Consider the following 16,548-nt stretch of genomic DNA (forward strand, 5'->3'; position numbering starts at 1 on the left):
TCCTTTTTCTATGCAAAATAAAAAAGCAGCTGTTAAGCTACTTTGAATTCTTCTTATCCCCAAATGAAATGATATATATATTCTCCCGTTACACGTTCATTAATTCCAGCGATCCTAGCGAATCTCATTAAGTCCGCCCCTTGAAGAAAATACACCGAGATCGTAACTGGTACTTGTGACCACATGAATTGATAAAGCTCATTCACTCTCTGATTCGTCGAAACGATTAAATCATTTACAGGTCCATGATTCCATGCAGAGGTTTGAACTGAAGTGAACGGAAGGTCTTTCCCATTAACCACTATTCTTACCACACTTTGAGTTATGTCCACAACAATCCCCTCCACCATTACAAAATTTAAGCCTGTTTCTATACTCATATTCTTGATTAATAATAAATGTTTAAGGCAAACCCCTATTTTCATTTCTACTCAAAAACAATTTAAATGATTCTTCTTTATTTCTCAATATAAGGAGCCTTGGATTTTCATTAAAACTCCTGTAGTATATGAACAAAGAGTAAGGTAAGAGTTACTCTTTGCCATTTTAGGAAAGGTTCTGTTGGAAACAACAGGACCTTTTTTCGTAAAGAGATGGTTTTGTTTAATTTCTCACCACTAACCACAAAAAATATCTTATAATCGTTATATACTAAATTAAAATAATGGATTAGGAGTAGATCAAATGCCAGTTACACTAGAACTTATTCTTTTCATTCTTCTAGCAATTAGCGCTATTGGCTATTTAGTAAAAGAATTTCAAAAAACTAGGAAAAGAACACTTGGAATTTCACTAGAATTCTTGGTTCTTTTCTGGTCAATATGGAGAATATCGACTATCATAATCTGATTTGTAAAACATGAATTCCTTCGAATAAAAATCAATATTATGTCCATAATGTTGATAGGCTGTATGCCAAAATCCATTTAGTTTTCTCTGTATCTCCTTGTATTGAGCAGTTAGTTTTTGCTAGCTGCTCTTTTATTTATGAAAAAAGATAAAATTTTTTATAATGATTCTTCTTTATTTCTCAATATAAGGAGCCTTGGATTTTCATTAAAACTCCTGTAGTATATGAACAAAGAGTAAGGTAAGAGTTACTCTTTGCCATTTTAGGAAAGGTTCTGTTGGAAACAGCAGAACCTTTTTTCGTGATTTAAAGGTACTAAGACAAAATGAAATATTTACCATGAAGGTAATTATTAAATATTTTACGCTTATATAGTATAATGGGATAGTTATTGTGTATTGGCATTAAGAGGAGCGTCCTGATTAAGCGCTTCTCTTTTTTTATAAAATAGCTCCAAATTACTTGGACACATTTACCAGTTTATTCAACACAAATATCATGTTAAAATCCCTTGTGAATACGACATAACTCAACTTGGTGAAGCCCTGTAATATTTCCTGTAGGGCTTCTTTTTTTACAAGCAGTTATTTCATTAAGCTGACTACCTTGTTGTGCAAAATAACGATTTTGTTCACTTTTTTGATACATTTATAAAACATTCATATGTTATCTTCAGTAAGTTCTATTTCCTTTATAATATTGTGTGAAGTATACCAACGAACGAAGCCTAAAAAACTCTAATGAAGTGATGAAAAAAACCTAATTTCTCTACAAAACATTGAGAAATTAGGCTTTTTAATAGAAAAAGTAGCATTCATAAACAATGAATACAGTTTAACTCTTCAATTCTATTTTCACAGATTCATATATTCTTCTAAAGTCAGTTTTTCCTTATATATATTTTCAGCAATATCTCCTACATAGCGAATATGCCAAGGTTCATATGCATAACCCGTAATACTTTCCTTCCCCTTAGGATAACGAATGATAAACCCTGCACGATGCGCGTTTTCTTTCAGCCATTTTCCTTCCTTCGTATTCGCAAAGGATAGCTCTAGTTCATTGTTCGCACTTTTAGAAGAAACATCCATCGTTAACCCTGTTTGATGTTCGCTATGCCCTGGCTTTGCAGAGAAGCGATCCGTATGCTCTTGCCCTTTCTTTTTAACATTGTTGGCATACAGACCTTTTTGATACTCATAGGAACGAAATCCTGAAACAGCATTCAACTGGATCCCATCTTGCTTAGCTAAAAGGAATAGTTTTTCTAACGCTTCCGCTGCTTCTTTACGAAGATGACTCTTTTCTACCGTTCCACTAAATGAGAACGGTACATTTGGTACAACTAAATCCTCTGGCATATAGTCTTCGGGTAAACCATATTCCTTATTTACTACAGCCTGTATACTAGCAAAGGAACTTGCTATCTTATTTGAAGTCCCATTTTGCTTACTATTTTTTTCTTTATTTATGGAGTTTTCACTAGTTTCATGGTTTGTCTTATATGGTTCTTTACCAATAGATATATTGGTGTAAATGATAAAGATACCTAGCATTACTACTATACAAGTTAAGGTTCCTACTAATTTAAGTCTCATCATTCATTTCCTTCCTGCAACTCCTACAGTTACTCATTCATCATACTTCAACCATATCAAATCCATATTAATTCCTTGTGAACTTTTCTTCATAACGCATTCCTTAATAGATTGATAGTATATCTTCCCGTTCTTTTGATACCCTTAAAATATCAGCTCTATTTATACATGTAGAAAAATAATCTAAAAATTTGTATAATAAGATAAGAAGTGTAGCATTCTGTTATAGAAAGGTCTTGGTATAATGCTAGGCATTGATGTCAAAAAAACAAAAGAAGAGTTAATTATTTCATGGCAATTTGCGGAGGTCACGATTCCATTACGTGATGTGATTGAGGTTACCGAAGATGCTACCTATGCGGGTGTTGAAGAACCAAGTGCAATCCGTATCGGAACAGCATATGGGACAACTGATCGTATATTAATTAAAACTGTAAAACAAAATTATGTATTATTTACTACGAATAAAGTGTCGATTTTAAACGCAATTCACGCGTAACAATGAGTAGATAAACGCGCTTAAACAAAGTTCAAGTGAAATAAAAAGGTGCAAAGTCATAGAATTGACTTCGCACCTTTTTCTATATTTGTGAGGGTAGCATGTAATTGATGCCGCAGAAATTGGGATGCAAAATTGCATCTTTAATTCAGATATATTAATAATAAAGATGAACTGCTCAACATTTTTCTTTTAAGTTAGTATTTCAAACCCTAGCTACCTAAAGAACTCAAGTAAACGTATCTTAAATCCTTTTAAGTGGCACAAAAAGCGTCTATGTAGGCGCTTTTTGTATAAGAAAACACCTTATATGCATAAGGTGTTTTCTTATTTCATCTATCTAGAACTTCTCTATTTGAACTGTAAAATGTGGCTTGAATTTTACTTCGATTGTTTTGTTTTCTACGCCGCCTTGGACATATAATGAGTCATTACGGGTATAGATTCGTTTCGCCGAATGTATCTTGGTTTCAAATATGCATTTATTTTTGTAATACAATTGTAATTCAACAGTTTCCTCGTAATAACACATAATCATTACTAATTCAAATCCTAATTTATCTATTTTATTATATATATATGCACCTGCACCAGGAATAAAATAATCTTCTGGTTCACTCTCGAATATTTCTAATAATTCGTATTCATCATATTGAATATTCATTTTAACAACTCCTTTCGTGAATGGTCTCAATCTACTTTATTTATAATATTCACGATTTATTAGGTACAACGGAAACAACATCGCCACTATCATTCAATACGACTCTAACATCTTTCCCATCGTATTGCCATAGACCAGGTTTATTTCCTGGTTTTTTAGTATCATGCTTAATTGTTTCTTCTACTACGCTTGGTGTTACACCTCGCGGATCAACTTTTTTTAATTCCTCCATATATTCTTTTGATCCGAATGTGTAACCATTCCTTTCAGCTCTTTCACGTGCACGCTTCGTAAGTTCTGCCCGAACCTGAATTGTATCAGGTGCCATTCTTTCAAGAGCATGTTCAGTATACTTACGCCCATCAATGACCCCTCCGCCTCTTGGCATACTCCATCCAATCTCTTCAGTTACCTTTGATACTTTTCCTAAATCCTTCGCTTTTTGTTCTAACTCACCATATTTACCGAATACACGTCCAATAACTTTAGGAGCCCCACCAAAAACAGTAGAAACGGTTCCCCATACATAGTCATTTTTGTCATACTCTCTATTAGTGAAATATTCTTTGCCGTTAATGAGTTGTAGCCCTTGTTTGATTTGCCCAATAACTGGAATGAAATCAAGTGACATCGATCCAAGTTCATTTGTACGCTTCTGTTCTGCCAAAAACTCTTCCATTTTTTCAGGTGGTACACCAAAATCTTTGAGGCGAGTAGATAAACCATCCATGTTTCCAACATTTTTAGCTATATTAGACGTATCTATTTTATAGCCTGAAATCTTATAGCAGAGTCCATAATGTTATTGGCAGCATCTAATCCAGACATGATATCTGTATGCAAGGTTGGGAATGCTTGTTGAGCTTCTGCAACATGCGTTGAGACACTATTAATTAGTCCATCAGCCATTACCGCTTGTTTATGAAGTGATGCCCCAGCTTTTTGTATGGTAGAAAACTTGGCTTGGAGCAACGGAATTAACGATTAAACACCGAGCAGCTGCTGACTGTTTTGCTGTCCTGGAATTATTACAACAACTCAAAAATAAGCAAATAGATTAAAATACTGTAAATAGGACTAAATTATTAACATAAAAAATAAGCACATCTTGTAAAAAAACAGATGTGCTTATTTTTTAATTTTTATGCATTTTTACGTTTTAGGAAAATCACTCCACCAACAATTAACAATAATGCACCTGCAGCCATAGAGATCCAACTTGTAAGGTCAGCGCCTGTTTGGGGTAACCATCCAATTTTAGATTGAATTTCTTTCTTAGGTTGTGGTTGCTCTTTTACTTGCTCTTTAGGTTGCTCTGATGTTGGAGTATTTTTATCTTGATTCGGCTGTTCTGGTTTAGGTTGTTCCGGTTTTACCTCTTTGAATTTCACTGTTTGTCCCTTATCTTCAAATTCAGCGTGAATAGCTACTAAAATATTATCTTGATACAGTTCTTCAAATACTACTACTTCTTTACCTTGTAATGCAGAAGCATTAAATGTGAAATCTAATGTGATAGAACCATTTTTTTCTTTTGCAGTAAACTTAGATTCTACTGTTACTTCTTTATCATCAACTAATAATGGTTTGTTTGTTGCTTTATCCATTAGTTTGCCTTTTACAACGTACTCTTTACCCACGATTAAGTCTTTGTATTCCACTTTATCTTGGATTGTTACAGATTTAGAAGCGTCTAACTCTTTAGAACCATCAGCTTTGTTTGTAGCTGTTGTTTTAATGGAAGGCTCTACAAATCGAACTGTTTGACCTACATCGTTAATGTCAGCGTGAGTTGCAATTACTTGACCTTCATGCAATAAGTCTTCAAACACAACTACTTCTCTTCCTTGCTGTTCAGCACCAACGAAAGTAAAGTCTAATGTTACAAAACCATTCTTTTCTTTTGCAATGAACTTAGTCTCTGCTGTTATTTCTTTACCATCAATTAATAATGGTTTGTTAATAGCTTTGTTCATTAATTTACCTTTTACAGTGTACTCTTTACCAACAACTAAGTTAGTATACTCTACTTTATCTTGAATAGTGATAGAATCCTTTGAATGAATCTCTTTTCCACCATCAGCTTTGTTTGTAGCTGTTGTTTTTACTGATGGCTTAACGAACTTAACTGTTTGACCTTTATCATTGATATCAGCATGTGTAGTAACAACTTTTCCGTCTTTCAGTAACTCTTCGAATACTACTACTTCTTTTTCTTCTAAACCAGTTGCATCAAAAGTGAAATCTAGTGTAATAGAACCGTTTGCTTCTTTTGGTGTAAACTTAGTTTCAGCAGTTACTTCTTTACCATTTACAACTAATGGTTTATTAGTCTCTTTATCCATTAATTTACCTTTTAAAGTGTACTCTTTACCTACTTGTAGGTCTTTGTATTCCACTTTATCTTGGATTGTTACAGACTTAGAAGTGTGCATTTCTTTTGTACCATCGGTTTTATCAGTAGCTGTTGTTTTTACTGATGGAATCTTTTCATCTTTGACAATATGTTTAATGATTTGACCATTCTCTTTGATCTCAAAAGAGAATATTTCTTCATTCAATACATAACCTTTTGGTGCAACAGTTTCTTTATATGTGTATTTTCCAAATGGTAACTTTTCAAACTTCGCGATACCTTTATCGTCTGTTTTCCCTTTAACTACTTCTTTTCCTGCTTCATTATAAATAGTAAACTCTGCATTCGGAAGCTTATTGTTTCCATCAGCTACATCAACTTTTGTAATTTCTAGATTACCTTTGATAAGATGATTAACTGCTAATAGCTCAATAATTTTTCCGTGTTCCTTTATTTCGAACACAATCGGTTCTGTAATAAGAACGTAACCATTTGGAGAAGCCTTTTCTACAAATGAATATTTACCATACGCTAAATCTTTGACGTTAACTTCACCATTTTTATCTGTCTTATATTCCCCAATTACTTTCCCGCTTGCATCTTTTAGCTCGAATACTGCACCTTCTAATTTTTTACTGATATCTTCATTATCTACTTTTAGTAATTTCACACTACCTTTCACTTCTGTATTTTCCACTGTAAAAGTAAGTGTTTTATTGTGCTCTTTAATTTCAAAAGGATACTTTGTTTTATTTCCAATATATCCATTAGGTGTTTTTGTCTCTAAGAAATAATATTTACCATACGTAAGACCATCAACATTTGCAATTCCATTTTCTTTTGTTACTACTTTTTTCACTTCTTTTCCATCTTCAGTAAAGACCGTGAATTCAACATTAGGTAACATCTTACCTGAATCACTAAGTTTTTTTATTTCGATGTTACCTTTTACTTTGTTGTTTACTACTTGAACAGCTCCTATTTCCCCTGTCTTAACTTCAATAGTTTGTGGTTTATCACCTGAAACATAACCTGTTGGTGCTTTAATTTCTTTTACTATGTAGGTACCAATTGGTAGGTTATTTAATTCTGCAGTACCATCAGCACCCGTCGTGATTTTTCCAACTGATTCATTATTTGCATTAAAGACTTCAAATACTGCACCAGCTAATATTTCTCCATTTTCCCCAACCTTTTTAATTTTTAAAGAACCAGCAGCTTCCCAATTTACTGCAAGGTCACTACTAAGCTTTTCCTCATTTCTTTCTAGTAGCACTGTAGCATTCTGAACAGTATCAGTACCGCGATAAGCAATTGCTTGAACTTTAGTTAAATTTGTAGCAACACTTAGATTAAATTCACCTGTTTTTGTATCTTTAGGAATTTGGATACGGAATTTTTCCCCAAGTGAAAGCTGATCTTTCACTTCTCCATTTTCACTAACAATTTTAACTCCATTAGGTGCATTTTTCGCTACTACTTTATAAGAACCACTCTTAGCATTTGTTTGTACTGTGTATAGGTTTGTTTCAAAAAACTCACCCTTTAATTCTGCCTTTTGCTTTTCAGCAGGAATCACATTCATAAAAACATCTTGAGTATCTTCACTTGTATTTGCAGCATTAATAATTGTCTTAGCCGCTTTTTCAACATTTTTATTTTCATGCTTTAATTCATTTACATCAAGTTGACCTAATGCATTCCAAACCGCAAGCTGAGTTGCATAATGTGCTTCATTCTTATTAGCTACTCCCAGTTGTTCTATACTTTTTTGTGGGAAACCATTTAATAGAACCCTATATACTACATTATCTGTTTTCCCCATTTCAGGAAGATCTTCACCATTTGGTGATTTTAAGCCAAGAGTTAAACAATAAGCAATTTGACCGCTTGAATTTTTAATAATTTCAGTTCGAATGTACTTACCTAAACTGTTGCTATAACTCCAGTTCATTGAATACTTTTCATGCGTCATAACCTCGGCATTTGCCTTCGGTAGAAACACATTAAAGAATAATGCTAGTACTGATAATAATGCAAAAACTCTTTTAACAACTCTTCTCCCCAATTTTAAAACCTCCCTAGATAAAATGAATCCGATGTATTATTCAAATATTTAAAATAATCACAACGAAGATATTTCATATTATAAGACATAAAGTTACAAATATTATATTATTTTTACAAATTATTTATTTTCTCAACAACCACTATAAATTATAATATTAAAACATTACATTTCACAAAAGTAACAATATTAGGATACCTTAGCAAAATAAGAAACTTGGTAAAATACTAGAATAACGGTAGTTGGAGTACGGAAACGATTCTTGGCATGAAGGACCACTACAAAGATATTTTAATATGTAAACAGATATTTTCAGATTGAATATATGTATTAATAATGAAATTTTATTGCATTTACACCTGCAATGTTTATATAAAAGATAGTAAATTATGTTTTTATAGGATTTTTTCTATTAGTTTACTGGAAATTTGCATTATTATGTGACAATAAATATCATTGTATTTAATATAAAATGATATAAAAAAAGGGGCACGTAGATAATTATTAGAACTTTCAATCAATTAATTATACTAAAATTAGTATTAAGAATATTAGTAAAAAAGTAACAACGTTATTACTAAGTTCGAATATTGGTCTAAGTACCCTAGCATCTCAATGGTAACCTCTTGAATACTTTTACGTTTTTAAATAAATTAAAATAACAAAAAAATAATAATTTTTAATTTTTTTCTTTGTAATTTAATAAGTTACATGTTAATATGGCGAAGGTTATAAAATGGATTTCGCCATACACAATGTTTTTTCGGAATATTCACTCCAGAGAAACGTAACTATTTCTGTAATTTGCTTTATCTTTTACCTATACAAGGGCTACTTTCAATTTTTTTGTTCATAAGTAAAAGTAACTTTTTATTTCTATCTTCCTCATCGATTTTAATATAAATGGTAAAAAAGCACTTTTTCAAGTGCCCTTCCTTTTCTTTTTTAAAGATAGAAAATCTAATAAAATCAAACACCTAGATTAAACACATACATAATCCTACTTACAAACTCTCAGAGAGGTATAAACTATGGGAATTCCTACACTATTATTAAATACATTTATTATTATTATTTGTATCCTTAGTTACCAAGTATTTTGGCTAGAACATAAAGAAAAAATGGCATGTAATAATATATTAATTTCTGTACTTTCCTCCATTGCAATTATTTTTTGTATGACTTTTCCTTTTCATTTACACGCTGGGTTCATTTATGATTTACGTTTTATTCCCATTATATTAGTTTTTCTATATGGAAATACAAAGAGCATTATTTGTATTGGAGTTTTATATCTTTCTTATAGATTTTACTTAGGTGGAAGCGGAGTCTTCCCATCATTTATTATCTTTACTATTATTTCTGTTATTACAATCATGTTTCGTTACTTGTCACCTACTTATTTCAAGGAAAAGAAGATATTATTAAGTATTCTACTTATTTTGATATGTACAACTTCCCTTTCTATCTGCGGTATTGTAACGCAAATAAATACAGGTGTTAAAATTGACTCTACTCTCATTGAATTTTTATTCAATTATATAATCATAAATATTTTCACAGTATTATTATCAGTTTATTTAATAGAAGGAATGATCGAGAAATATAAAATAAAAGAAAGAATGCAAAGAGCAGAAAAATTTTATATAGCTAGCGAACTAGCTGCATCGATCGCGCATGAAATTCATAATCCACTGACCACGGTACGTGGATTCACTCAATTACTAAATGAAGATGAGAGTGCTAAGATGTCTCAAGATAAGTACTTAGAAATTATGTTACTTGAAATGCAGCAAATACAATCTACTATTAATAACTATTTATCTTTAACCAAACCACAAAACATTATAAAAGAGGAACTAGATATTAATTACATATTAAATCAAGTGAAAGATAATATTTCACCACTCGCTCTTTCATATAATGTTGAAATAAAACAGCATATTACAACAGATTCCCTTTACATAAATGCTAATACTGAAAAATTAAAAATATGTCTAACCAACATCATACAAAATGGAATTGAGGCTATGAAAAATGGTGGCGTATTACAAATAAATATACAAAAAATAAAAGATAATATTGTAATTGATATTATTGATACAGGAATAGGAATGTCTTCCCAACAAATAAAACGTATTGCCTTGCCATTTTATTCAACAACAGAAAAAGGTACTGGGCTTGGTACTATGATTGCGTACAGTATTATTAAAGAATTAAACGGAGATATAGAGATAGAAAGTGAACTAGGAAAAGGAACACACTTCTCTATCACTATCCCCTGCTAATATAATAGAAGATTTATTTAAATGATATTATTTTGTAGCTAATATAACCATATAAAAAGAAGACGTAACTATTCGTCCTCTTTTTATATGGTTCTGGTGCAAAAATGTTAGTTAGAAACATAGAGCAGCAATTTCACAATTTATTCACAAGTACCGTTAAGCGCAAGTTTACGTTAAGTATGCTATTTGCATAATAATGTTTTCAAGAAAAAAGTAGCTGTACTTTTGTGCAGCTACTTTTTTATGCAATAAATCAGTAATAGATATTCGAGCTGCAATAAATGCCCCTTTTATACTTTGAAATGTAATTTGCAAACTACAATTTGACATAATTCTAATAGTATGAGATGTATATTTCTCCATAAAAGTAACTTATTTTTATCTCTTTTAAACAATTTATTATATTATTTTCATCTAATTAGGCACAGAAACGTTTTGCAAAATCTTACTACTTTTTAGGAAAAACGTTTTTAGGGTACATTTTAAAATAGCTCTTTTTCTTTGAAATGTTTCTGTGCTTAATATTTAAAATATCTTATGTCAAAATTTTCCGCAACAAATATGTTAAATGATTCATAATTATATATAATATGGAACATTAAAGTTAAATATTCCGTATTATACTCTATTAAATATAGCGTATTTAATTTATTAGTAATTAATTTATTGGTCTAAGTATGAATTATAAAGTATGTTCGTTTAAAATTGTCACAATATAATTTTATATTCGACGTTTTTAATTACTCGTGAAACATTTGCAAATGTTTTAACCGTTATGTATAAGGTAAATATCCCCTCTAAATATAAGATTTACTTAATTTAGATTCTTTCTCTCATAGTAATAATGTCGAAAAAAGTCGAATTTTTATATTTTTTCTTTATTTTCTAGTTGTAAACGTTTTATTTTCATGTTACCATCTTAATCAAACATTAGATGGTAATAAAACTTAAAGTATTTCTTTCCCTTAGAGACATATAAACGTTCGGTAATACCATGAAAATAAGGCCAAAGAAATATGAGTTACCTGATAAAAGATTTAATAGGATTTTTACCGTCTTAATTTTCTGTTAATTCAGAATGTAACACTTTAACATTTTGTCCCTAAACAAAATTTAAATTTTAGTGTGGTAAACTCAAAAAGCTAAATCACCCACCAAAATTAATAAATGATATATCCTGTTATATCTAGCGATCAGTCATGAGAAATAGATTTCTTCCTAAGAAAACTTAGCCCATTAATAAAAAGTGTCTAAATTTCTATCTTTATTACCATCTATTGTTGATAACATATTTACCAACTATAAAAAAGAACCTATTGAAGGTTCTTTTTATTATAATCATTAGCACTTCAATTATTGATAATCATTGGTGTTGAATCTTTATTCCCTCACCTTATATAGTTTTCTTTTATTAACACTTGAAGACTTATTGAGGTACGGTTCTGATTTTAATTTTTTTTTTATTTTTAAGCGACTAATTTCCGAATGATGGGCCATCCACAGTTTTATATCTAATAAAGAAAGAATTATGTCTGTTTCAAGTGACATTTTGCTTACCTCCTTCTCTCTTATGGGTTATGTAGATAATATATCTCTTGAATCTGGAGCCTTTAGAACACATAATGGATACCCTAAAAAATGGACTTTATTTTATCTTTATCTTATCTTTACCTTATCTTTAAATTTTTCTATTAAACTTAGCATTTAGAAAAAAATTTTCGAGTCTAAAAAAGCTGGGAAATAGAGAATTATTGAATTTTTTTAATAACCAGCCACCATTGAAAATAGGGTTTCTTGTAAAAGGAGGAGTAATATTTGAAGAATAAGAGAAAAGTACAAACTATTATATTATTCTTTATTAGTATTTTAGGGTTAGGAACAATAATCGGGATACTATATTTTAATGACAAAACCAATACTCAAAAAAATAAAGCGTTTGCTACCGAGGAACGTTTATTGCAATATGAGCCCATCATGAAAAAAGAATTAGAAAAATATAATTTGGGAGAAAAAACAGCAATTTTACTAGGAATTATGTACCACGAGAGTAGGGGTGAGGGCAACGACCCTATGCAATCTTCCGAATCACTTGGATTAAAGCCAAATGAAATCCAAGAGATAAACTTGAGCATTAAACAAGGGGTAAAGCACTTTGTTCAAATGTATAGATATGGAGAAGAAAAAGGTGTTAGCATGGATACAATTATTCAAAGCTATAATATGGGGCCAGGCTATATTGATTTTATTGCCAATCAAGAAGCTAAACAACACTCGGAAGATACAGCTAAACAGTTTTCTAAGTTGAAAGTTGATCAGAATCCAGCTACATACACTTGTGGTGGAAATAAACAAAATTTTAGATATCCATATTGTTACGGTGATTTCACATATACAACAAAAGTGAATGAAAAAGCAAAACTTATTGAAGAACGCCTCCAAAAAAATTAAAATTGTATATATTTGTTTGAAGGAGTTTTCCATTTACTTTTATATGGTTTTTCATCAACTTTTATCCCCTCTTACCATCTAAATGTATATATACAACTATCGTATCATATTTCAATTTAAATACGGCTCTAGTTACATATTTCGCAAGAAATCTATCCAGAATATAAATAAAATCACCATTTTACATGAAATAGTATCCACTTAGCGAATTCATTAGGCATAAAAATAAATGTAGATTCAATAAAAAGAGAGCACCCTCGCTATTGGTGCTCTCAATGTGAATTGGGGTTTATCCTGAGCATTGAATAGGACACGAAGAACTCGTCCTGTTACATAATATTATGCTTGTCCATATTATAATGTGCAATAAAAAAAGCACCCTCGCCCAGGCGCCAAGAGATACATATACGTTGAGGTAACTAACACGTTAGAAAAGGCCCTTCCATATCATTGTATGATTATCAATTATCTTTATACCTAGCAGACTCATTAAATACGTTTAATGTATCATTTCTATTAGTTTAACCATGCCTAATGCCCTCCAATTCATGGTTAGTATTCTAAATAGACCAACGATGTATTATAATCCTTTATATACCCAAGGAGGTTTACCATGCTTAATTTTCATAAAACATTCCCCATCTTAGGATTCTTTTGGTTTTTATATAGTTTTATCGGCATCATCTTTTTATTACTATTCCTTAGCGTATAGTAACAACGCGTATAAATAGTAGAAGATTTAATCAACCATCCAGGTATGTTTTCAATTACTTTCCAGTCGCTACGATATAATTGTAAAAACACTTCTTGTGCTAACTCTTCAGCGATAGATTGATCTTTAACAATCCATATAATCTGTTTCACAGCATAAGCATAGTACTGCTTAAATAAATCTTCAAAAGGTATATCAGAAGCATGACTTTCTTCATTTTCTATGGTTAACATGTTAGTTTAAACCTCACTTTCAATTTGATGCCTGTATTATAGAGAAACCAGAAAAACGGATTTTGTGACAGTTTTTCTGGTTATTTTTTTATTATGTACTAAAAAAAGCATTCATCTGATTAAAAGATAAATGCCAAAAGGGAAATGAAAACATAAAACTATAACTCTTGCAGTAGTTTTCTATTAATGGGGTACCGCCACATCGCTATCAAGCTAATAAAAAAGAAATGCCCCCTAGAATGAAAAAAACGCCATCCTTTCCTATGATTCTACAGAAAGAATACCGTATTTTTTCATTTTAGGGGAATAATTAATCTCTTAAGTTGATGAGCATGCAGCAAGCCCCTTTAAAGGTAATATTGTGGTACCAGGCTGCCCTCTATACTGAAAAGGTAATATCACAACTCAAACTGCTATATTTATTTCCTGTCGAATACACTCTTTTTTATTAGCACGTTTCCATAAATATATGGTGTAGAAGAATAAAATTGCAATAATAATATATGCAAAAAGCGACGAGGCTTGAACATTCCCCATAAAATTAAAGAAATTATTAAAAGCGTGGAAAGTAATGGTGATAATAATTGATTGCTTATTTACGATAAGTAAGGACAGACAAGTCCAACTAAAAATGCATATATGATTTGTAAAATGGTATCTTTAATAGACTGCCCACCAATTAGTTGTAATAAATGGGTGATACCAAACAAAAAACTTGAAATCAAAACTGATTTTTTTATCCCCTTTGAAAACAACATTTTGAGCATAAATCCACGAAAAAAGATTTCCTCAATAAATGCAACAACAAAAAATTGCATGATAAACATAAAAAATAAGTCAGATACCGATGTGGTGAGACCCCATAAAGAAAAGACACCCTAAGGTGCCTTCCTCCGACTTGAACCACTTTAATTTAATAATATGTATTGGACATTAAGTAAACACGTCCTATAAAACAGAATCATTTATTTTCAACAGATTGTTAGTGTACAAATACAAGAGAATCGAGATCGTTTGTTTGGCTAGATTAAAGCAACGCCACACCACACCTATATGGTTGAGATGTGTTACGCCTTCTAATCGGAGAATCAGCTTTATAGAACGTGTCCACAATTTATATTTTACTACATGTAATATTTATTTTATGTAATTTTTACAAATATGTATAATTACATAAAATTCACGAGAAAAAGAGAGTATACTTTGATATTGTGTAATAAAGATAAGGCCCACCTACGGAAATAGGTGGGTTTTTTGTTAGGCATTACTATCTCATTGCACAAAAGGGAATTTGCATTAAAATAATATCATATTCTTAGAGTTCTTATATTGAGAAAAAAGACACTCTTATGAGTGCCCCTTTTTTTAGTAACCGAATCCGCCGCTACCGCCGCCCCAACAACTACATCCTATAATGATTAACAGGATGAATAGAACGATCAGTAAAGCAAATCCGCCACCTAACTGTCTACGCTTAAAGACTAAAGTTACCTTTAGCCCTCCAAGACTCGCTACGAGCGAATGGCTAGTTCTTACTCGACGGGAATCCCACCCGTTATATGATACGACCTAGGATCGGCCGCACACCTGCCTCGTTAGTTAATATGAAAATGAAACCCAATGTCTTTCAGGCGAAAGTATAATCTTGGTTTGGAAATATACAACTGTTTGGACATAAAAAAGACCATCGAAATGATGGTCTTGCAGACTGTAGACAAATGCATAAAATAACGAATGAACCTTTCTCTGAACACTTACTTTACTTCTTTCATAAATAGTCTAACGTTTTCAGCGATTTCTTTGAATTTGGTATGGTGTAAATAATGTGATCCATCCATGGTTACTACTTTTCCATGTACCGAGTCTTTGATCTGCCCTTCATGCAGAGGTATCCATCCTGCTACATCTTCATTATTCGCTTGTACAAAGAGAAGAAGTGGAAGATATTTAGGGAAGATTAAACCTTGAGCCCCTTTAAAATTAGACGAAATATGATCCATCTCATTCAAGGTTGTGTCATTATACATGTTTTTATTCGAAATCATTTTCATTTGCTCTACGGTTTTTTCATCAAATGCCAGTCCAGCATAGGGGTCAGCACTGATTTTCATAGCCAATCTTAAGAGACCTGATTTTTTGAGATATGCAAACGTTTTTAATGGGAAATTGATATCCATACCCGGTTGTGTTGCAACACTGCTATCGATTCCGACAAATGCAGTCACCTCGTTTGGATATTTGTTCACATAATCAATTCCATAAATGCCTGTAATGGAGTGGCCCATGAGCATGTATCTGTTAATATTAAGCTGCTGTAGAGCTTCATGAACTTCACTTACCATATTCTCCGTGGTTCGCTCTTTTACAGTTTCATCACTTAATCCATAACCGAAAGGCTCTACCGCAACAACTTTGTAAAATGGAGATAATTCATCGATAAGAAGCTTAAAATCAAGCCCTGGAGTAGCTGTTCCATAACCAGGCAGGAGCACGATCGTTTCCTCGCCCTCGCCTTGAATTAACACATTCATGTTTTTCCCGTCTACAGATACGTGCTGCCCGTAGGGCACTATTCGTTTTTGCTCCGAATGACTACTCATCACATTTACGATATAAACAATACCTAAAAAAAGTACAATGACTAGAACGATTGCTCCTATGATTTTAAGTAAGATGTTTCGCACTTTCTTTATTTTCATTCCCCTCAGCGTTTTCTTTTCCTCTTGTTGTGTCACTTTCATCTTCTCCTGTCCTGATCTGTTTGCCTTCCTTCATGTGCCTGTAATGAAAACTTAACCAATGAAGATGTACTCACCATGACGACAATATGAA

Annotated in this window: 12 protein-coding genes and 4 pseudogenes; 4 read left to right on the forward strand and 12 right to left on the reverse strand. The window is 31.8% G+C overall.

Going from position 1 to position 16,548, the window contains the following annotated elements; translation table 11 throughout:
* Positions 1-53 precede the first annotated feature (53 nt).
* Complete coding sequence (locus MKX37_RS16510; RefSeq protein WP_002084333.1) at positions 54-425, reverse strand: hypothetical protein; 372 nt, start codon at positions 423-425, stop codon at positions 54-56.
* Between the two features lie 1,279 nt (positions 426-1,704).
* A complete protein-coding gene (locus MKX37_RS16515; protein WP_033709884.1) occupies positions 1,705-2,448 on the reverse strand; it encodes a M15 family metallopeptidase in 744 nt (247 codons plus the stop codon).
* Positions 2,449-2,692: 244 nt separating this feature from the next.
* Between MKX37_RS16515 and MKX37_RS16520 the strand changes: the two genes are divergently transcribed.
* A complete protein-coding gene (locus MKX37_RS16520; RefSeq protein WP_002128348.1) occupies positions 2,693-2,947 on the forward strand; it encodes a SunI/YnzG family protein in 255 nt (84 codons plus the stop codon).
* Positions 2,948-3,287: 340 nt separating this feature from the next.
* On the opposite strand, the gene MKX37_RS16525 is transcribed toward MKX37_RS16520, so the two are convergent.
* Genes MKX37_RS16525 through MKX37_RS16535 form a run of 3 tightly spaced genes read right to left on the reverse strand, consistent with a single transcriptional unit; the run spans position 3,288 to position 4,520 of the window.
* Entirely contained in the window at positions 3,288-3,611 is a 324-nt protein-coding gene (locus MKX37_RS16525; protein ID WP_002167914.1) for a hypothetical protein, read from the reverse strand.
* 49 nt (positions 3,612-3,660) lie between these two features.
* Positions 3,661-4,341, reverse strand: a complete 681-nt coding sequence (locus MKX37_RS16530) for a hypothetical protein (RefSeq protein WP_002128350.1) — start codon at positions 4,339-4,341, stop codon at positions 3,661-3,663.
* Positions 4,342-4,373: 32 nt separating this feature from the next.
* Positions 4,374-4,520: a hypothetical protein gene (locus MKX37_RS16535; protein ID WP_157681245.1), complete on the reverse strand. Its 147-nt coding sequence runs from the start codon at positions 4,518-4,520 to the stop codon at positions 4,374-4,376.
* Positions 4,521-4,573: 53 nt separating this feature from the next.
* Here MKX37_RS16535 and MKX37_RS16540 point away from each other — a divergent pair.
* A pseudogene (locus MKX37_RS16540) lies at positions 4,574-4,672 on the forward strand (3'-5' exonuclease); the annotation flags it as partial.
* Between the two features lie 81 nt (positions 4,673-4,753).
* Here MKX37_RS16540 and MKX37_RS16545 read toward each other — a convergent pair.
* Positions 4,754-8,035 carry a VaFE repeat-containing surface-anchored protein gene (locus MKX37_RS16545; RefSeq protein WP_078203376.1) on the reverse strand — a complete coding sequence of 1,094 codons (3,282 nt, stop codon included), beginning with the start codon at positions 8,033-8,035 and terminating at the stop codon, positions 4,754-4,756.
* A 1,031-nt stretch (positions 8,036-9,066) separates the two neighbouring features.
* Here MKX37_RS16545 and MKX37_RS16550 point away from each other — a divergent pair.
* Positions 9,067-10,323, forward strand: a complete 1,257-nt coding sequence (locus MKX37_RS16550; RefSeq protein WP_002066319.1) for an ATP-binding protein — start codon at positions 9,067-9,069, stop codon at positions 10,321-10,323.
* A 168-nt stretch (positions 10,324-10,491) separates the two neighbouring features.
* On the opposite strand, the gene MKX37_RS16555 is transcribed toward MKX37_RS16550, so the two are convergent.
* Positions 10,492-10,686, reverse strand: coding sequence for a hypothetical protein (locus tag MKX37_RS16555; RefSeq protein WP_033732005.1), 195 nt, complete (start codon positions 10,684-10,686; stop codon positions 10,492-10,494).
* 1,017 nt (positions 10,687-11,703) lie between these two features.
* Positions 11,704-11,871 (reverse strand): hypothetical protein, encoded by a 168-nt coding sequence (locus MKX37_RS16560; RefSeq protein ID WP_002137499.1) that lies wholly within the window; start codon positions 11,869-11,871, stop codon positions 11,704-11,706.
* A gap of 267 nt (positions 11,872-12,138) precedes the next feature.
* Here MKX37_RS16560 and MKX37_RS16565 point away from each other — a divergent pair, with 267 nt between their 5' ends.
* Positions 12,139-12,771 carry a lysozyme family protein gene (locus MKX37_RS16565; RefSeq protein ID WP_002035240.1) on the forward strand — a complete coding sequence of 211 codons (633 nt, stop codon included), beginning with the start codon at positions 12,139-12,141 and terminating at the stop codon, positions 12,769-12,771.
* Positions 12,772-13,500: 729 nt separating this feature from the next.
* Here the strand turns inward: MKX37_RS16565 and MKX37_RS16570 are convergent.
* The 4 genes and pseudogenes from MKX37_RS16570 to MKX37_RS16585 form a co-directional block, all read right to left on the reverse strand.
* A pseudogene (locus MKX37_RS16570) lies at positions 13,501-13,716 on the reverse strand (hypothetical protein); the annotation flags it as partial.
* A 405-nt stretch (positions 13,717-14,121) separates the two neighbouring features.
* Positions 14,122-14,570, reverse strand: a pseudogene (locus MKX37_RS16575) (CPBP family intramembrane glutamic endopeptidase); the annotation flags it as partial.
* A gap of 511 nt (positions 14,571-15,081) precedes the next feature.
* A pseudogene (locus MKX37_RS16580) lies at positions 15,082-15,177 on the reverse strand (YjcZ family sporulation protein); the annotation flags it as partial.
* 293 nt (positions 15,178-15,470) lie between these two features.
* Positions 15,471-16,451: an alpha/beta hydrolase gene (locus tag MKX37_RS16585; protein ID WP_002128358.1), complete on the reverse strand. Its 981-nt coding sequence runs from the start codon at positions 16,449-16,451 to the stop codon at positions 15,471-15,473.
* Between the last annotated feature and the right edge of the window lie 97 nt (positions 16,452-16,548).

The organism is Bacillus sp. FSL R5-0709 (assembly GCF_038004785.1).
In the GTDB taxonomy this organism is placed as follows: Bacteria; Bacillota; Bacilli; order Bacillales; family Bacillaceae_G; genus Bacillus_A; species Bacillus_A mycoides.